The 18,378-nt window shown below is 60.3% G+C and carries 19 protein-coding genes; 11 read left to right on the top strand and 8 right to left on the bottom strand.

Annotation, left to right across the window (positions count from 1 at the left end; all coding sequences use genetic code 11):
- Positions 1–170 precede the first annotated feature (170 nt).
- The 6 genes from livH to RYB09_RS23780 all read left to right on the top strand — a co-directional run bounded on the left by livH (position 171) and on the right by RYB09_RS23780 (position 6,395).
- The gene (livH, locus tag RYB09_RS23805; protein WP_002554804.1) at positions 171–1,094 is read left to right on the top strand and encodes a high-affinity branched-chain amino acid ABC transporter permease LivH; all 924 of its coding nucleotides are present in this window, start codon (positions 171–173) and stop codon (positions 1,092–1,094) included.
- Complete coding sequence (locus tag RYB09_RS23800; protein WP_002554805.1) at positions 1,091–2,356, top strand: high-affinity branched-chain amino acid ABC transporter permease LivM; 1,266 nt, start codon at positions 1,091–1,093, stop codon at positions 2,354–2,356. Before livH ends, RYB09_RS23800 begins: the two co-directional genes overlap by 4 nt.
- A complete protein-coding gene (gene livG / locus RYB09_RS23795; RefSeq protein ID WP_002554806.1) occupies positions 2,353–3,120 on the top strand; it encodes a high-affinity branched-chain amino acid ABC transporter ATP-binding protein LivG in 768 nt (255 codons plus the stop codon). Before RYB09_RS23800 ends, livG begins: the two co-directional genes overlap by 4 nt.
- Positions 3,121–3,822, top strand: coding sequence for an ABC transporter ATP-binding protein (locus tag RYB09_RS23790; RefSeq protein ID WP_002554807.1), 702 nt, complete (start codon positions 3,121–3,123; stop codon positions 3,820–3,822).
- Positions 3,823–4,004: 182 nt separating this feature from the next.
- Positions 4,005–4,685 (top strand): COG3650 family protein, encoded by a 681-nt coding sequence (locus tag RYB09_RS23785; RefSeq protein WP_002554808.1) that lies wholly within the window; start codon positions 4,005–4,007, stop codon positions 4,683–4,685.
- Positions 4,686–4,781: 96 nt separating this feature from the next.
- Positions 4,782–6,395, top strand: a complete 1,614-nt coding sequence (locus RYB09_RS23780) for an NAD(P)/FAD-dependent oxidoreductase (protein WP_058402139.1) — start codon at positions 4,782–4,784, stop codon at positions 6,393–6,395.
- Positions 6,396–6,590: 195 nt separating this feature from the next.
- On the opposite strand, the gene RYB09_RS23775 is transcribed toward RYB09_RS23780, so the two are convergent.
- From RYB09_RS23775 to dinG, 5 genes are all read right to left on the bottom strand, one after another.
- Positions 6,591–7,055 carry a glycine zipper 2TM domain-containing protein gene (locus RYB09_RS23775; protein WP_004657512.1) on the bottom strand — a complete coding sequence of 155 codons (465 nt, stop codon included), beginning with the start codon at positions 7,053–7,055 and terminating at the stop codon, positions 6,591–6,593.
- 147 nt (positions 7,056–7,202) lie between these two features.
- Complete coding sequence (gene pdxH / locus RYB09_RS23770; protein WP_058402138.1) at positions 7,203–7,850, bottom strand: pyridoxamine 5'-phosphate oxidase; 648 nt, start codon at positions 7,848–7,850, stop codon at positions 7,203–7,205.
- Positions 7,851–8,065: 215 nt separating this feature from the next.
- Positions 8,066–9,211: an OmpA family protein gene (locus RYB09_RS23765; protein ID WP_316890511.1), complete on the bottom strand. Its 1,146-nt coding sequence runs from the start codon at positions 9,209–9,211 to the stop codon at positions 8,066–8,068.
- Positions 9,212–9,364: 153 nt separating this feature from the next.
- On the bottom strand, positions 9,365–10,513 hold the full coding sequence (locus tag RYB09_RS23760) for an EstA family serine hydrolase (RefSeq protein WP_005779325.1): 1,149 nt from the start codon (positions 10,511–10,513) through the stop codon (positions 9,365–9,367).
- A 109-nt stretch (positions 10,514–10,622) separates the two neighbouring features.
- On the bottom strand, positions 10,623–12,767 hold the full coding sequence (dinG, locus tag RYB09_RS23755; RefSeq protein WP_003402334.1) for an ATP-dependent DNA helicase DinG: 2,145 nt from the start codon (positions 12,765–12,767) through the stop codon (positions 10,623–10,625).
- Between the two features lie 107 nt (positions 12,768–12,874).
- On the opposite strand from dinG, the gene RYB09_RS23750 reads away from it, so the two are divergent.
- The 3 genes from RYB09_RS23750 (at position 12,875) to RYB09_RS23740 (ending at position 15,534) form a co-directional block, all read left to right on the top strand.
- On the top strand, positions 12,875–13,339 hold the full coding sequence (locus tag RYB09_RS23750; protein ID WP_005732258.1) for a CopD family protein: 465 nt from the start codon (positions 12,875–12,877) through the stop codon (positions 13,337–13,339).
- Positions 13,340–13,567: 228 nt separating this feature from the next.
- A complete protein-coding gene (locus tag RYB09_RS23745) occupies positions 13,568–14,476 on the top strand; it encodes a nucleoside-specific channel-forming protein Tsx (RefSeq protein WP_369812041.1) in 909 nt (302 codons plus the stop codon).
- Positions 14,477–14,502: 26 nt separating this feature from the next.
- Complete coding sequence (locus RYB09_RS23740; protein ID WP_005732255.1) at positions 14,503–15,534, top strand: purine-nucleoside phosphorylase; 1,032 nt, start codon at positions 14,503–14,505, stop codon at positions 15,532–15,534.
- Positions 15,535–15,614: 80 nt separating this feature from the next.
- Here the strand turns inward: RYB09_RS23740 and RYB09_RS23735 are convergent, their stop codons facing one another.
- Together RYB09_RS23735 and RYB09_RS23730 are read right to left on the bottom strand one after the other, a co-directional pair.
- Complete coding sequence (locus tag RYB09_RS23735) at positions 15,615–16,373, bottom strand: collagen-like protein (protein WP_122258781.1); 759 nt, start codon at positions 16,371–16,373, stop codon at positions 15,615–15,617.
- The gene (locus RYB09_RS23730) at positions 16,366–16,641 is read right to left on the bottom strand and encodes a DUF1145 domain-containing protein (protein ID WP_004657499.1); all 276 of its coding nucleotides are present in this window, start codon (positions 16,639–16,641) and stop codon (positions 16,366–16,368) included. The genes RYB09_RS23735 and RYB09_RS23730 overlap by 8 nt, the downstream gene beginning before the upstream one ends.
- A 217-nt stretch (positions 16,642–16,858) precedes the next feature.
- Here RYB09_RS23730 and RYB09_RS23725 point away from each other — a divergent pair, with 217 nt between their 5' ends.
- Both RYB09_RS23725 and RYB09_RS23720 read left to right on the top strand, forming a co-directional pair.
- Positions 16,859–17,356 carry a DUF6231 family protein gene (locus RYB09_RS23725; protein WP_005732254.1) on the top strand — a complete coding sequence of 166 codons (498 nt, stop codon included), beginning with the start codon at positions 16,859–16,861 and terminating at the stop codon, positions 17,354–17,356.
- A gap of 3 nt (positions 17,357–17,359) precedes the next feature.
- Entirely contained in the window at positions 17,360–17,833 is a 474-nt protein-coding gene (locus RYB09_RS23720) for a YchJ family protein (RefSeq protein ID WP_004664098.1), read from the top strand.
- A gap of 189 nt (positions 17,834–18,022) precedes the next feature.
- Here RYB09_RS23720 and RYB09_RS23715 read toward each other — a convergent pair.
- Positions 18,023–18,378: IS3 family transposase (locus RYB09_RS23715; RefSeq protein WP_316890505.1), on the bottom strand; the 356-nt coding region annotated here is incomplete at its 5' end.

Here is an 18,378-nt window from a genome sequence, read left to right as displayed (position 1 = left end):
TCCAGGCCCGTACGCACATTTCGGCGACCCGAACTGCATGCACGAGGCCCCCTGAAAATCTTAAAACCGTCAACAGCGGTTCCCTGACAGCGCGACAGGCTACGCATCGACAGAATGCCACCCCGGCGCAGGTCAGAGAAATGCAGATCAGGTTTTTAGGAGCGCGGTAAATGCCCGAGTTATTCCACTACATGCAGCAGCTGGTCAATGGCCTGACCATTGGCAGTACGTATGCATTGATCGCCATCGGCTACACGATGGTGTACGGCATCATCGGAATGATCAACTTCGCCCATGGCGAGGTGTACATGATCGGTTCCTATGTAGCTTTCATGGCACTCGCCGGTCTGGCGATGCTGGGTATTCACAGCCTGCCGTTGCTGATGATTGCCGGTTTCGCCGCAGCCATCGTCGTAACCAGTGCCTACGGATACAGCATCGAGCGTGTGGCCTACCGTCCGTTGCGCAACAGCAACCGTCTGATTCCACTGATTTCTGCAATCGGCATGTCGATCTTCCTGCAGAACTCGGTTCAGCTTTCCCAGGGCTCCGGCAACTTCGCCATCCCCAACCTGCTGCCCGGCAGCCTGTCGTTCGGGCCCGGTGGCGCTCAGGAAGTGCTGATCTCCTACATGCAGATCGTGGTCTTTGTCGTCACCCTGCTGGCCATGACCGGCCTGACCCTGTTCATCTCCCGCTCACGCATGGGCCGTGCCTGCCGTGCCTGTGCCGAGGACATGAAAATGGCCAACCTGCTGGGGATCAACACCAACAACATCATTGCCCTGACCTTCGTGGTCGGTGCTGCACTGGCTGCCGTCGCGGCGATGCTGCTGAGCATGCAGTACGGCGTGATCAACCCGAGCGCCGGCTTTCTGGTCGGCCTAAAAGCGTTCACTGCTGCCGTACTGGGCGGTATCGGTTCGATCCCGGGCGCTGTGCTCGGTGGCCTGGTACTGGGCGTCGCCGAAGCCTTCGGTGCCGATATTTTTGGTGATCAGTACAAGGACGTCGTGGCCTTCGGCCTGCTGGTTCTGGTACTGCTGTTCCGACCGACCGGCATCCTGGGTCGTCCGGAGGTTGAGAAAGTATGAGCAAGTCTTTCAAACAGGCGCTGTTCAGCGCCGCACTGGTCTGGGCCGTGGCCTACCCGGTGTTCGGCCTGAAACTGGCCTTTTCCGGCGTCACCCTGCAAGTGCAGAACGCCAGCCCGCTGACCCTGACCATCATTGCCTTCTGTTCGGTCATGCTGTTCTTGCGCGTACTGTTCGCAGAACAGATCGGCAGCATGCGCCGCGGTACCGAAAAGCCGTTGATCTCGCAGAAGACCAGCGATTTCCTGACCCAGCCGAAAACCCAACGCTGGGGCCTGGCCGCATTGATCGTGCTGGCGTTCATCTGGCCATTCTTCGGGTCGCGCGGTGCGGTGGACATCGCCACGCTGATCCTGATCTACGTCATGCTCGGCCTGGGCCTGAACATCGTGGTCGGTCTGGCCGGTCTGCTGGACCTGGGCTATGTCGGTTTCTATGCAGTCGGTGCCTACAGCTACGCCTTGCTGTCCCACTACTATGGGCTCGGCTTCTGGATCTGCCTGCCGATTGCGGGCCTGATGGCGGCGCTGTTCGGGTTCTTGCTGGGGTTCCCGGTGCTACGCCTGCGCGGTGACTATCTGGCCATCGTGACACTGGGGTTCGGCGAGATCATCCGCATCTTCCTGCGCAACCTCACCGAGCTGACCGGTGGCCCGAACGGCATCAGCAATATCGACAAGCCGACCTTCTTCGGCCTGACGTTCGAGCGCAAGGCTGCCGAGGGCATGCAGACCTTCCACGAGTTCTTCGGCCTGCCTTACAACTCGATCAACAAGGTCGTCTTCCTTTACCTGATCGCCCTGCTGCTGGCGCTGGCGGCGTTGTTCGTCATCAATCGCCTGCTGCGCATGCCGATCGGACGGGCCTGGGAGGCGCTGCGTGAAGACGAAATCGCCTGTCGTGCGCTGGGGCTGAACCCGACCGTGATCAAGCTCTCGGCCTTCACCCTTGGCGCTGCGTTCGCCGGTTTCGCAGGCAGCTTCTTTGCCGCACGTCAGGGTCTGATCACCCCGGAATCGTTCACCTTCATCGAGTCGGCAATCATCCTCGCCATCGTCGTGCTCGGCGGCATGGGCTCGCAGCTGGGCGTGATCCTGGCCGCCATCGTGATGATTCTGCTGCCTGAACTGATGCGTGAGTTCAGCGACTACCGCATGTTGATGTTCGGCGCGCTGATGGTGCTGATGATGATCTGGCGTCCTCAAGGCTTCCTGCCCATGCAACGGCCTGAAATGAAATTGAAAACGGAGCTGCCGAAATGAGCCGCCCATTACTGCAAGCCACCGGCTTGAGCATGCGTTTTGGCGGCCTGCTGGCGGTCAATGGCGTTGCCCTCACCGTCAATCAAGGGCAGGTCGTGTCGATGATCGGCCCCAACGGCGCGGGCAAGACCACCGTCTTCAATTGCCTGACCGGTTTCTACCGGCCAAGCGCAGGCACTATTCTGCTGGACGGCGAGCCCATTCAAGGCCTGGCCGGTCACCAGATTGCTCGCAAGGGCGTGGTGCGTACGTTCCAGAACGTGCGCCTGTTCAAGGAAATGACCGCTGTAGAGAACCTGCTGGTTGCCCAGCATCGGCACTTGAATACCAACTTCCTCGCCGGATTGTTCAAAACCCCGGCGTTTCGCCGCAGCGAACGCGAAGCCATGGACTACGCCGAGCACTGGCTGGAAGCCGTCAACCTCAAGGAATTCGCTAACCGCCCTGCCGGTACGCTGGCCTACGGTCAGCAACGCCGTCTGGAAATCGCCCGCTGCATGATGACGCGCCCGCGCATTCTGATGCTCGACGAACCGGCAGCCGGGCTGAACCCCAGAGAAACCGACGACCTGAAAGCCCTGATCGGCGTGTTGCGCAGCGAGCACAACGCTACGGTCTTGTTGATCGAGCACGACATGAAACTGGTGATGAGCATTTCCGACCACATTGTGGTGATCAATCAGGGCACGCCTCTGGCAGACGGTACGCCGGAACAGATTCGTGACAATCCTGACGTGATCAAAGCCTATCTGGGGGAAGCGTAAATGCTGCAGTTCGAAAACGTTTCCACTTTCTACGGCAAGATCCAGGCGCTGCACAGCGTCAACGTTGAAGTACGTCAGGGCGAAATCGTCACCCTGATCGGCGCCAACGGCGCAGGCAAGTCCACGCTGCTGATGACCCTGTGCGGCTCACCACGCGCGCACAGCGGCAGTATTCGCTACATGGGCGAAGAACTGGTCGGGCTGGAGTCGTCGATCATCATGCGCAAGAGCATTGCCGTGGTGCCGGAAGGCCGTCGCGTGTTTGCGCGTCTGACCGTTGAAGAGAACCTGGCGATGGGCGGTTTCTTCACGGAAAAGGCTGATTATCAGGAGCAGATGGACAAGGTCCTGCAGCTCTTTCCGCGCCTCAAGGAACGCTTCAATCAACGCGGTGGCACCATGTCCGGTGGCGAACAGCAGATGCTGGCCATCGGTCGTGCGTTGATGAGCAAGCCCAAGCTGCTGTTGCTCGACGAGCCTTCGCTGGGCTTGGCTCCGATCATCATCCAGCAGATTTTCGAGATCGTTGAACAGTTGCGTCGCGATGGTGTGACGGTGTTTCTGGTCGAACAGAACGCCAATCAGGCGCTGAAAGTCGCCGACCGCGCTTATGTACTGGAAAACGGTCGTGTGGTGATGCAAGGCACCGGCGAAGAACTGCTGGTCGATCCGAAAGTGCGGGATGCGTATCTGGGCGGGTAAGCGCTGCGAAGCGCATTAACGTTCAGAACCAGGATGGGCCACGATGATTCTCATTACCACGCTCTGCGTGGTAATGCCTTTCGTGACGCTCCGCGTCACACTGCGGCGCAGGTCTGGCCGTTCCCCCTTGTGATGCACCTCCAGTCTGAGTAACGTGGCGACACTTGTCTGGAGACCACACCATGTTTGCTGCCCGTTCCGTCCTCGTATTTGCCCTTCTGCCACTGTTCGCCGGGTGCCAACTGCTCGGCAAACAGACCGAGGAACCCAAGGTTTCCACGGCAGGCATGCTTCGTATGCAGGGCGACCTGACGGGCAGCAATGGCCAGTTGCTGTTCAAACCGTGCAACGAGCAGCGGCGCTATGTGGTCAAGGATCGCGGCAATACCGGCATCTTGCAGGAAGCTGCTTCACTGGCAGACAGCAAGGGCACGGTATTCGCCGATCTGCGCGGTAACTTTGCTGCGAGCAAAGCGGCCAACAGCGATGGTCAGCTGGACCTGCATCAGCTGTACCGCGTCGAGCGTCCCGGCCAGGCCTGTGAAGACGCCAATTTCAAACGTCTGACCTTGCACGTCAATGGCAATAAACCCGCCTGGAACGTCAACGTCAGTGGCAAGGGCATGGTGCTGGAGCGCGAAGGTCTTGCACCGCTTGCCTTGCCTTACGTGGAAGAGAAACTGCCCGACGGCAGCTTCAGCGTCAGCAGCGAAGCCAACAACCAGCGCATCGAGATCTGGGTGGCGCCACAACGCTGCGTTGACAGCGTCAATGGCTCGGTACAACACCTGACGGCCGAACTGCGTATCAACGGCCAGGCCCAGCGTGGCTGCGGTTATTATGGCGGTTCGCGCGACGAGTGATCAGGCAGGCTCGCCGCCAAAGGGGTTCAGCGCTTATAATCGCCGGTCTTGTAGTGCTGTCGGGCTGAACCTGCGGCCCGAAAACTGGACCCCTTAATGTTACGAATCACCGAACTCAAGCTGCCGATCGATCACCCGGAAGAAGACCTGCGCGTTGCACTCCTGCAGCGCCTGGGCATCGACAGCAGCGAACTGCTGGACTTTACCCTCTTCAAACGCAGTTACGACGCGCGCAAAAAGTCATCCGAGCTGTGCTTCATCTACACCATCGACTTTCAGGTCAGTGATGAACAGGCACTGCTGCGCAAACTGGGCGATGACCGCCACGTCGGCCCTGCACCTGATGTCAGCTATAAAGTGGTCGGTCACGCTCCCGAGGGGCTGACAGAGCGCCCGATCGTCGTGGGCTTCGGGCCCTGCGGTATCTTTGCCGGCCTGCTGCTCGCGCAGATGGGCTTCAAGCCGATCATCCTTGAGCGCGGCACCGAAGTTCGCCAACGCACCAAGGACACCTGGGCGCTGTGGCGCAAAAACGTGCTCAACCCCGAGTCCAACGTGCAGTTCGGTGAAGGCGGTGCCGGGACCTTTTCCGACGGCAAGCTTTACAGCCAGATCAAGGACCCGAAATTCATCGGCCGCAAGGTACTGCACGAGTTCGTGAAAGCCGGTGCGCCGGAAGAAATCCTCTATGTCAGCAAGCCGCATATCGGCACGTTCCGCCTGACCGGCGTGGTCGAGAACATGCGTCATCAGATCGAAGCGCTGGGCGGCGAAGTACGTTTTCAGCAGCGCGTGACCGACCTGATGATCAAGGACGGCCAGTTATTGGGTGTCCAGCTCGACAGCGGTGAGCAGATCGAATCCCGGCACGTCATTCTGGCCCTGGGCCACAGCGCCCGTGACACCTTCCGCATGCTGCACGGCCGTGGCGTGTTCATGGAAGCCAAACCGTTCTCGGTGGGCTTCCGCATCGAACACCCGCAATCGTTGATCGACCGCGCGCGACTGGGCAAATATGCCGGTCACCCGAAGCTCGGCGCAGCCGATTACAAACTGGTGCACCACGCCAGCAACGGCCGCTCGGTCTACAGCTTCTGCATGTGCCCTGGCGGCACGGTCGTGGCAGCCACATCAGAGCCCGGCCGAGTGGTCACCAACGGCATGAGCCAATACTCACGCAACGAGCGCAATGCCAACTCGGGCATCGTGGTCGGTATCTCGCCGGAACAGGACTACCCTGGCAGCCCGCTGGCCGGTATCGAGTTGCAGGAGCGCCTGGAGTCTCATGCGTATCTGCTCGGCGGCAGCAGTTATGAAGCACCGGCGCAGTTGGTTGGCGACTTTATCGCTGGCAGGGCCTCGACAGCACTGGGCAGCGTTGAGCCGTCATACAAGCCGGGCGTGAAACTGGTGGACCTGGCCGACGCCCTGCCCGCCTTTGCCATTGAAGCCATTCGTGAAGCATTGCCTGCGTTCGACAAGCAGATCAAAGGCTTCTCGCTGCACGATGCGGTGCTGACCGGCATCGAAACCCGTACCTCGGCCCCGCTGCGCATTACCCGCGGACCGACCCTGCAAAGCCTGAACACCAAAGGCCTTTACCCGGCCGGTGAAGGCGCTGGCTATGCGGGCGGGATTCTCTCGGCTGGCGTGGACGGCATTCGGGTTGCCGAAGCGCTGGTGCGCGACATGCTGGGGATCGAGGGCTGACCTCAGAATGACCATCGTTATACATAAGTCTTGTGGGAGCGAGCTTGCTCGCGAAGAGGCCACGACACCCCCAGGAAATAGGGCGTTCGATACATCGTCTTCGTGAGCATTGGCACGACATTCACGTCCATTCACGTCTGGCAATAAAAAACCCCGAGCATTGCGGCTCGGGGTTTTGCTGTGCGGTGTTACAGATCAGTGGGTGACGCGGCTTGTGCCGTTGACACTCATGATGCGTACGCGCTCGCCGACCCGGAAAATCTCGTTTTCCTGAACCTGCTGCACATAGGCACGCATGCTGCCGTCATCTTCACGCACGGTGATTTCAACACCCTGCGTACGGGTCAGGCCTTCTTCGGTCGCTGAACCCAGCAGACCACCGGCCACCGCGCCGATTACCGCAGCCACGATGCTGCCGCGGCCGCCACCGATAGCGCTGCCACCTACGCCGCCGACGACCGCACCCGCAGCCCCGCCAATCGGCGTCTTGGTGCCTTCGATTTTAACCGGACGCAAGGATTCGATAGTGCCCATGCGGACGGTCTGTACGGTCCTGGCCTCATCGCGGGAATAGGAATCACCGGTCAGGTTCGAGGCACAGCCGCCCAGCATCAATGCCATGGCAGTGAACGAAGCAACCAGAAGAGCAGACTTGCGCATAAGGGAATCTCCAGAGGAATCAGTGGCCATTAGACTACCTGACAAAGGTGCTGTCACGGCCCCGATCCTGCAATTTAAGTTCATTCAGGCGGCATACAGCGGCCCACCTGCATAACGCTCAGACGATGCGCCGGGCGAATAATTCAATCAGGGCGCAAGGCGCTCGCGCGTCCACCTGCCGTCTACCGAACGATAGTTCAAACGGTCGTGAAGTCGACTGGAGCGCCCCTGCCAAAACTCGATTCGCTCAGGCAAAAGGCGGTAGCCCCCCCAGTGCTCGGGGCAGTGTGGCTGGGTCTCTGCGAAGCGTTGTTCCGTCTGTCTGATCAAACCTTCCAGCTCGTCACGATCTGCGATCACGCGACTTTGTGGTGAGGCCCATGCCCCCAGACGGCTGCCCAGAGGACGCACCTGGTAATAAGCATCGGATTCCTGCGCGCTGACTTTCTCGACCCGACCTTCGATACGCACCTGACGCTCCAGCGTCGGCCAGAAAAAGGTCATGGCCGCGAATGGACGTGCAGCCAGTTGCTGGCCCTTGGCGCTTTCGTAGTTGGTGAAGAACGTGAAACCCTGCGTGTCCAGCCCCTTGAGCAGCAAGACACGACAATGCGGACGTCCTTGCTCATCGACCGTCGCCAGGGTCATGGCATTGGCCTCGACCGGCGGCTGCTCGGTTTTTACAGCGTCGTCAAACCAGGTATGGAAGAGCGCGAAGGGCTCGTCCGGTGATTGCGCTTCGGTCAACCCGTCGCGGGTGTAATCACGGCGCATGTCGGCCAGGGTCTGAGTCATGGTTTCGTTCCTGCGCAGGTTTTACGTGGTGCTTAGACAGGTGATCATCGTGCCAATGCTCCGCGTTGGCATGCATCCCGTGACGCTCTGCGTCACAAATCTGTGCTGCAATGCGCACTCAGGATCGGACGCAGAGCGTCCAGAACGGCGTACCGACGCAGAGCGTCGGCACGATAGTCATCTACGATGCATGGTCACAAGTAACGCATCAAGCCTCAGTTACTGGCCTGGCTGTCATCTTTCTTGGCGGGCGCCTTGGCCGGGGCCTTGGTCGCTGCCGGTTTTTTAGCTGCTGCGGTGGTCTTGGCAGGCGCGGCCTTTTTGGCATTGCTGGCCTTGGCCGGCGCTTTCTTGGCAGTGTCTTTCTTCGCCACGGCGGCTTTCTTGGCAGGCGCGGCAGCAGGTGCTGGCGCTACTGGCTTGACGTCCTGGGTGGCAACCATGACTGGAGCAACCGGCGGCAACGCATAACGGGCCATCAGGGCGCGCATGGTGTCCTGCGGCGTCATGAGGATTTCAACACGACGGTTGAGTGCACGGCCTTGCAGGCTGTCGTTGGCGGCACGTGGCATCACGGCACCCATCCCACGCTGGCTCAGACGATTACGCTCCAGGCCACTGAGACGGAAAATCGCGGCAACAGACTGCGCGCGTTCCTGGCTGATCTTCTGGTTGGCTTCGGTAGGACCCGAAGTGTCGGCATGACCGAGAATCAGCACGGCAGTTTTCTGATCGCCTTCGACCACCTTGGCCAGTCGCGTGATCGGGCCCAGCGTGTTGGGCAGCAGCATCGCAGGACGGTCAGGGTTGAACGAGCTGTCGACCGGTGCAGTGATTGCCAGCAGGTCTTCGCGACGCTCCAGCTGGAACGGGCTGTCCTTGATTGCAGCACGCAGACGCGGCTCGTACTCGTCCAGCCAGGCCTGGGTCACTTTCGGATCAGGCATCGGCAGCGCTTTAGGCTCATCCTTCTTGCCCTCGCTACCGAACGGCCACCACCACTTGCTGTCGGTTTCCGACTTGGCTACCAAGGCAGGCGCAGCCGGCTTGTCGGCAGGCTTGTCGGCCACGGCATCAGGTTTGACCTGCGCGTTATCTTTCGAGCCGAACGGCCAGTACCAAGGCGCGCTGTTTTCAGCGCCAGCCGCAGGTGCTGCCGGTGCTGCCGCGGCCTTGGCGACCGGAGCAGGTGCCGGGCTTGGTGCCGGAGCCTTTGCAGCAGTACCTGCATCAGCAGACTCGCTGCCTGAACCGAACTGCCACCAATGGCCTCCGGTTGCAGCAGAGTCGGATTGAGGGGTTTGAGCACAGCCGGTAACGGCGATACACAGGGCGAGAACGAGGCTTTTATTAGACGACATGGATAACCCGCAACGGTTTTGATCAGACAGAAGGACGTGACTACGCCGGTATAACATGCATAAAGATGCAGTTGGAAAAAGAAACCGTCGTACGGTTCCTGTTACAGCCATTTAACTGACAGTCGGTATGAAACAAGCACTTATGGCCGATACTTACTGCAAACACTCACGCAGGATCCCGACCAGTTTCTGCGCACGTGGGTCCATCAGAATGTACGGACCCAAGGTGTTGGTGACGAAGCCAAAAGCAACCTCGTAATCAGGATCGGCGAACCCGACCGAACCGCCTGCCCCGGGATGGCCAAACGCCTTGGGGCCAAGACCATAGGTCGCGTTGGCAACGGTCGGCTGGTCAAGCATGCAGCCCAGGCCCAGACGGGTCGAGGTCAGCAGAGTCCTGTCCTGACCGAGGCTGTGCTCACGGGTCAGCTCGTTGAGCATGTCTGCTTCAAGCAGGCTGCCATCCAGCAAACCGTTATAGAAACCGGCAAGACTGCGCGCATTGCCGTGGCCGTTGGCCGCTGGCTGCTGCATGCGGCGCCATTCGGGTTTGTTGGTGCTGGTCATGATCGACGGCGGATTAGTGAACGCCTTGGCAGTGATGGAGGCTGGCTCGCGCATCGTGGCTTGCAGTACGCGCTGAGCGGCATCGTCACCGGTGTTGCCTTTGCCTCGAGCGATATGGGCAACACGATGAAACTGGTCATCCGCCAGGCCCACATGAAAATCCAGCCCCAGCGGGCGAGAAATACGCGCGGCAATGGATTCCCCAGGGCCTCGACCGTCGGCCCGACGCAGCATCTCGCCCACCAGCCAGCCATAGGTGATTGCCGCGTAACCGTGACCCTGCCCCGGCGTCCACCAAGGTTCTTCGGCCGCCAGCGCCGCCGTCATGGTGTCCCACTGGTAAAGCGCTTCGGCAGGCAATTGCTCGCGCAGCGCAGGCAAACCGGCCTGATGGCATAGCAGCTGACGCAAAGTGATCGATGCCTTGCCCGCCGCGGCAAATTCGGGCCAGAGCCTGGCGACGGGTTCGTCCAGCTTCAACTTGCCTTCTTCAACCAGCTGCAATACCGCCACGCTGGTAAAGGTCTTGGTGCAGGAGAACAGGTTGAGAATGGTGTCGGTGTGCCACGCCTCGGCACCGTCCTTGTCGGCCGTGCCCGCCCACAGATCGATGACGGTCTGGCCGCCGACCTGAATGCACAAGGCAGCGCCGCGCTCCTGAGGGTCGTCAAAGAGCGCCGCAAAGGCTTCACGTACTGCTTCGAATTGAAGTTCGTAATGACCCTGGATCTGCAACGGCTGACTCCTGACTGGCAACATGAGCCTGGCGACAGGCTAAATGGCGCGTATTGTTTCAGCGATCGAGCGCTTTGGGAACAGATGTGAAACGCTCTTCATCTTTGGCTCAGGTTATTTCCCGGCGGAACGGTGGCAGCGCATTGAGAATCGCCTTGCCGTAACGCTGGGTGACGACACGTCGGTCCAGCAACGTGATAGTGCCGCGGTCCTCTTCGGTACGCAGCAAGCGGCCACAGGCCTGTACCAGACGCAAAGAGGCATCCGGCACGGCGATCTCCATGAACGGGTTGCCACCACGCGCTTCGATCCACTCGGCCAGAGCGGCCTCGACCGGGTCGTCGGGCACCGCGAACGGAATCTTGGCGATGACCACGTGCTCGCAGTACGCACCGGGCAAGTCCACACCCTCGGCGAAGCTGGCCAGTCCGAACAGTACGCTGGACTCGCCGCTGTCGACCCGCGCCTTATGCTTGTTGAGGGTTTCCTGCTTGGACAGGTTGCCCTGGATGAACACCTGCTTGCGCCAGTCACGGTCCAGGCCGTCGAAAACGTCCTGCATCTGCTTGCGCGACGAATACAGCACCAGCGTGCCTCGCGAACCTTCCACCAGCCCGGGCAGGTCACGAATGATCGCTGCGGTATGGGCCACCGAGTCACGCGGGTCGGCCTTGAGGTCCGGCACGCGCAGCACACCGGCATCGGCGTGATGGAACGGGCTTGGCACCACGGCGGTAACCGCCCCTTTGGGCAGGCCGGCACGCATGCGGTAACGATCAAACTTGCCCAGCGCGGTCAGGGTCGCTGAAGTCACCAGCGCCCCGTAGGCGATGTTCCACAAGTTGCGACGCAGCATTTCCGCCGCCAGGATCGGGCTGGCATTGACCTCGATATCGAACATTGCACCGCTGTCGGCCAGGGTCAGCCAGCGCGCCATGGGCGGGCTGTCTTCCGGGTCTTCGGCGGTAAAGGCGGTCCACAGTTCCCAGTTACCGTGGGCGCGGGCCAGCAGGCTGCCGAACAGCGGGTACCACTCTTCAGCCTGATGGCTGGCGATACCGATGTTGACTTCGCCATCCATGCCTTCCTTGAGCAGCTCGGTCAGGCGCGTGAACAGGTCGTCCAGGCGCGCAAAGCCCTTCTTGAGCTCGATGCCCATCTCGCGGATGTGCTCGGGGATCACACCGCCGACAAAGCGGTGACGGGGCCGCTCGCGACCCTGCATGTCTTCACCGGCGCGGAAATCTGCCAGTTGCTCGCAGGCACCGAACATGAACTGCTGATGCCCCTTGATCTCGCGGGCCAGCTCCGGCACCTGCTCGATCAGCTTGCCCAGATCGCCGGGCAGCGGGTGTTGGGCCAGCAGCTTGGCGAGGTTCTTGGCTGTCTGTTCAAGCCAGTCAGCGGTGGACTTCAGTCGGGTGTAATGAGCGAAGTGGCCGATGGCCTTGTCGGGCAGGTGATGGCCTTCGTCGAACACGTACAGCGTGTCACGCGGGTCGGGCAGCACGGCGCCGCCGCCCAGCGCGAGGTCCGCCAGCACCATGTCATGGTTGGTGACAATCACGTCAACCTTGCCCATGCCTTCGCGCGCCTTATAGAAAGCGCATTGCTGAAAGTTCGGGCAATGCCGGTTGGTGCACTGGCTGTGATCGGTGGTCAGCCGCGCCCAGTCCTGATCGGCGAGTTCCTGAGGCCAGCTGTCGCGATCACCGTCCCACTTATTGCCCGCCAGCTTCTGCAGCATGCTGGTGAACAGCTTCTGACTGGCTTCATCGACCTCGATCTTGAAGCCTTCTTCCTCGAAAAGCTGCGCAGTCGCGTTGGTCGCGTCGCTCTCCTGCAGCAACGCGTCGAGTTTCGACAGGCACATGTAACGGCCGCGGCCCTTGGCAAGCGCGAAGGTAAAATTCAGACCGCTGTTGCGCATCAGGTCCGGCAGGTCCTTGTAGACGATCTGCTCCTGCAAGGCGACGGTCGCGGTGGCGATTACCAGCCGCTTGCCTGCCGCCTTGGCGGTGGGGATCGACGCAATGGCATACGCCACGGTCTTGCCGGTGCCCGTCCCGGCCTCGACGGCCACTACCGCAGGATCGCCCGAACGACGGCCCTCTTCATCGGTGTCAATGTCCCCCAGCACCTTGGCAACTTCAGCGATCATCAATCGCTGGCCATAGCGTGGCTTGAGGCTCTTGGCTTCGAGGAAACGCGAGTAAGCGCCCTGGATCTGGGTTTTGAGTTCGGTACTGATCATTGGCTTCGGTTCGGGGGCACGGCTAAAAAGGCTGGATAAATTTTCAGTAGTTCTGAGTGGGCGCTATCATAGCGCGCTAAATCCATCCGCGCAGAACGGAGTGTCCGATGACCGCTTTTTCTACTGTCTATACGCTGCATCTGCTGGCTGCCCTGGTGTGGGTTGGCGGGATGTTTTTCGCCTGGATGGTCTTGCGTCCAGCAGTCATTGCAGCACTTGAAGGCCCTTCTCGCTTGAAAGTGTGGGTCCAGGTGTTTCCACGCTTCTTCGTCTGGGTCTGGGCAGCCGTGGTGCTGCTGCCGATTACCGGCATCGGCATGATCCAGCTGAACTTCACCGGCTTTGAAACTGCGCCGCGCTATGTGCAGATCATGATGGGCCTGTACGTGGTGATGGTTGCGCTGTTCCTGCGTATCCATTCATTGCAGTTGCCGGAGTTGCGTCGCGCCGTGGACGCCGAACAATGGGCCGAAGGCGCAGCAGCACTCGGTCACATTCGCCGGCTGGTCGGCATCAACCTGATTATCGGCCTGGCAGTGGTGATATTGGCAGCCGCCCGTCCGGGCCTTTGAGGCAAAACGGAACATCGCGGGGCACTGGCGGTGACACCGCGCACAGCTTGCGGGCAGTTTCCTGCCCGATCGGTCATCTTCTGTGCCTGATATCCAAGCCATTCAACATCTTGAAACACTTTGGCATGGGCTGTGCAAACGTTTGCGATCAGCAGTACGCGCCCACGAAAAGGAGCTTCAATGCCACAGCCGCCATTCACTCGATCCGCAACGCCCTCAAGATTCCTCATGCCTCTGTTGTTCGCCGCCGCTGCGGCGTTGCCATGCACCAGCGTCCTGGCACAGCCCGCTGCCGAAGACTCGGCTCAAGGCGAAGCACTCAGCCCGCCCGCCTCGCCCAAGGAAGGCAAAGGCGCGTACTTTTCAGACTGGTTCAACCAGGACCTGACGCTGATCGGCAGCAAGGACATCAGCTTCGGCCCCAAGCCCAACGATGACATTTATCTAGAGTATGAGTACTTCGGCCGCAAGGGGCCGTTTGAGCTCTATGGCTATGTCGACGTACCGAAGATTCTCGGCATCGGCAATGATAATGACAAAGGCGTCTGGGATCATGGCTCGCCATTGTTCATGGAGCATGAGCCACGTATCTCCATCGACTATCTGGCCGGGCGCAGTCTGGCCGTCGGGCCGTTCAAGGAATGGTACGTCGCCTTTGACTGGATCTACGACCACGGCAGCAACTCGGCCAACCGTGCAAACACCCTGTACAGCGGCCTTGGCACTGACATCGACACCCACTCGCGGGTCAATCTGTCGGCCAACTTCTATGGCCGCTACCAGTGGGAGAACTACGGTGCCAGCAACGAATATTCGTGGGATGGCTATCGCGCCCAGCTCAAATACATCGTACCGATCAGCAAATTCGACAACGGCGCTTCGCTGACGTACATCGGCTTCACCAACTTCGATTTCGGTTCGGACCTCAAGAACGATCCGGCACGCACTGGCAACTCCACAGTCGCCACCAACGTGCTGCTTTACGCCTTCACGCACCTGCGCTTCACCCTGGTGGGTCGTTACTTCCACAACGGCGGCAACTGGCAGGACGGCAGCGAGCTGAACTTCGGCGAAGGCAACTTCCGTGCGCGCTCCGACGGCTGGGGATATTACGCAGGCGTGGGTTACCAGTTCTGAAACTGATTATGACGACAGGAGTTTTCATGAAACACATCACCCGCAACACACTTGGCGCCACATTGGCCCTGCTTAGCCCTGCCCTCTGGGCAGCCACCGCGCCGGTTACGCCAGTCACGCCCAAGGTCATGCTGGTCGCCATGTTTGCGCCCGAAGCGCAGAACTGGATCGACCGGCTGCATCTGACCAAGGAGATCCAGGTGCCCGGCCTTGCCGCCGAGTATCCGGCCATCCGCTGCAACGCTCAGGACGTGTGCCTGATGGTCACCGGCATGGGTCAGACCAATGCCGCAGCATCGACTCTGGCCCTGGCCCTGTCGCCGCAATTCGACCTGCGCAAGACTTACTTCATCGTCGCGGGCATTGCCGGCATCAACCCGCACCACGGCACGCTCGGCACCACCGCGTGGGCGCATTATCTGGTGGAGTTCGGCACGCAGTGGGAAATCGATTCGCGCGACGTGCCCAAGGACTGGCCGACCGGTTACCTGGGTATCAACACCAAGGGTCCGAACGAAAAGCCGCCGCTGGACTACAAGACTGAAGTCTTCGAGCTGAACCCCAAACTTCAGGCCAAGGCCTTCGCCCTGTCGCAAAAAGTGACGCTCAGCGAGAGCAAGGAATCCGCCGCCTGGCGCGTCAAGTACCCTTACGCCCCGGCCAATCAGCCGCCGCAGGTGACGCAGTGCGATACGCTGGCGGGCAACACGTGGTTTTCCGGAACGCGTCTGAGTGAGCGGGCGGAAGTCTGGACCAAGCTGCTGACCGACGGCAAAGGCGTGTATTGCACCACCCAGCAGGAGGACAACTCGACGTACGAAGCCCTGTTACGCGCCAGCAAGGCAGGCAAGGTAGACGTCAATCGACTGGCCGTGGTGCGCGCAGGTTCCGATTTCGACCGTCCGTATCCGGGTTACAGCGAAGTGGACAATTTGCTCAAGTATGCCGACCAGGGTGCCTTCGTACCGGCACTGGAAAACCTGTACCGCACCGGTAATCCGCTGGTGCAGGCCATTGTCGGCGACTGGAAGAACTGGGAAAAAGGCGTACCGCAGTAAGCGCGCTGCCGTGATGACTGCCCGGATCATGGCCTTGCGCCTGATCCGGGCTGCCTCTCAAGGATGACAGCTGTTGAAGATTACAGGCGCTGCAGAATCAAACTGCCTGCTGGCCCTGCAACGCCTGGCAGGCCAGGTTCGCCCGGTCTGCCTGGCTTGCCGCCGTCCGCGCGGTAGACGATGCAGCCCTTCGAAGCGCCGCCTTTGCCTGCCTTGCCGCCTTCACCACCCTTGCCTGCCGCGCCACCCGCAACATTCACCTTGATACGCTCGGCCGGAAAGCTCTGTGGCAGCTCCAGACGAACCTGCGCACCTGCTGCGCCGTCGTGGCCGTTGCCGCCACTATCACCGTTGTAACCACGCCCGGCCTGGCCCCAGGTGCAGCCCGGCTCTTCGCCCGTGCCGCCATCGAGCCCGACATAGCCTGGGCTGCCCGCGCCGCCGCGTGCATCGATCGACAGTTGTTCGGCATTCAGGCTCTGTAGACGCAGGGTCAGATTGCGCCCCGGCAGTGCAGGCTTCTCGAACGTGCCCGGAGCGCCTCGCGCAGTGATCTGGCTGCCGGTGCCGAATTCACCATGCACCACGACGAGGTTGAACGCCTGTACACCGGGGACGATGGCAATCCGCGCTTCGTGCCCTAGCACCAGTTCGCCGATCTTCACGTCATCGATACCGGCCGGGATCAGCAGGGTGCCGTAGTCGGCCACTTCAAGGCGCTCGACCTGCAGAACGCTGCTGTTGCCAGGCAGACGCATGAGCGAGTGTGGCGCGACAATAATCGCCTGAGCCATGGCCAGAGGGCTGAACAGTGCTGCCAACAGAACGAGCTTACGCATGAGAGTGCCCTGTGGCCGAACGGCCGATGGATTGAACATGAAAAATGCCGAACAGGATGATTTTGCCCCGGTCGCGCCAGGGATGCCTGCGACCGCGCAGGCTGCCGTTGAACAGGATCAGTTCGAGCAAGTGAGTCAACAACAGTACGGCACCCGCCATGTCGATCATCACGCCAAACGGGCTGGGCGCTTCAATGACCGCATTGGCCAGGACTACCAGCCAGAAGCCCAGCATCAAGATTTTTCCCAGCCCCCAAAACACCTTCATCGCCTGCCCCCTTGTCATGATCCGTTACGAAAGCGCAGTCTGCGCGCGCTTTTCGTCGCCGCACAGTAGACGTGCTGTACGCCGAATATGCCAGCAGTGTATTGAAAAAGATCAAGCATAGATCGTTGTCATCAGTCTGTGGGCGTTCGCCTGATACTGACGACTGTTCAGAGCGGGTCCGGCAGGCTAGTCTTGTCAATCAACCAGAGGACTTTCGATGACCGTCGGCTACTCATCCCGCACGCCGCAGCAAGCGCTGGCGGCCCTGCTCGACCGTTACGCCCCCCAGCGTCTGCTGTTGATCGGCGCTCAGGCGTTCCCTGCGTTGCAAGCCTTTCAGGAAGCACACCCGCAGACCGAGGTGGCGCTGGCCGAACCCGGCCCCCTGCCCGCAAATCTGGCGGCGCAACGTTTCGACCTGGCGCTGGTGGTCGATTGCCTGGAGCACATCCCCAAGCGCACCGGTCTGGAGCTGCTGGGCGGTATCCGCAACCTTAACGCCAGCCGCATTGCGGTGCTGGCCGACTTGCAGGCCTGCGGCTGGCAGGAGACCGACTTTTTCTCGCTGGCCCTGCAATCCAGCGAACGCTTCACCCGCGACGAACAGGTGCTGAACCTGTTCACCTACGACCTGCGCGAATACAAACAGGTGCCCGACTGGCTGAACGCGAAGTATTGGGCCAACCCGGAGAATTTTGGAAAGTATTGGTGGTGACCTATGAGTAGTGCTATTTGCCCGTGCGGCAGCGGCGATCTGTTGCTGGCCTGCTGCGGTCGCTATCACGCAGGTCAGCCTGCGCCTTGCGCGGAAAAGCTGATGCGCTCGCGCTACAGCGCCTACGTGCTGGGGCTGACTGATTATCTGGTCCAGACGACATTGCCTGTTCAGCAAAGCGGGTTGAACCGTGAGGCCATTGCCCAGTGGAGCGCGCAGAGCACCTGGCTGGGGCTGGAGGTAGAAAGTTCTGAGGTATTCGGCGGCAAGCCCGAGCATGCTTTTGTGACCTTCACTGCCCGCTGGCACGACGGTAACGGTGAACACAGTCACAAGGAACGCTCGTCGTTCGTGCAGAATCAGGGCCGCTGGTACTTTATCGATTCCACCGTCCCGCTCAAGGCCGGACGCAATGACGCGTGTCCGTGTGGCAGCGAACAGAAATTCAAGAAATGCTGCTCGCCTTATGTGGTTTGAGATAGTCGAGATGATCGTTCCGCACGCTACAACGTAGGAATGCCGTGCGTGAGCCCTGCGCCGCACCATCACGCTCAAGACCGGACGCAGAGCGTCCAGAACGGCATGCGACGCGGAGCTTCGCACGATAGTTGAGATTATCGTTCCTCACGCTCTGGTATGACCCCCGAAGGTTGGACAATTATCCACCTACGCTGCCTTGGCGGCCTGCATTCTGTATTCCACAGGACTCAGGCCGTTAAGCTTCAGTTTTATGCGTGAGTGATTGTAATACTCAATGTACTCTTCGATACCCGCTTGAAGCTCATCCAGATCGTTAAATTTGTTCAGGTAGAAAAACTCGGATTTCAGCGTGCTAAAAAAGCTCTCTATAGCCGCGTTGTCATAGCAGTTACCCTTGCGCGACATGCTGGCTGTGATCGAATTCTCATGGAGCAGTCGCTGGTAAATAGGCATCCGATATTGCCAGCCCTGGTCAGAATGCAAAATCGGCTTTTCATCCGGTCCAAGCCGCTTGAATGCTCCTTCAAGCATTTCGTCGACCA

This window comes from Pseudomonas syringae group sp. J254-4 (assembly GCF_032586855.1).
Classification (GTDB): domain Bacteria; phylum Pseudomonadota; class Gammaproteobacteria; order Pseudomonadales; family Pseudomonadaceae; genus Aquipseudomonas; species Aquipseudomonas amygdali.
The sequence above is the reverse complement of the archived record's forward strand: the minus strand, read 5'-3'. Positions and strand labels throughout refer to the sequence as shown.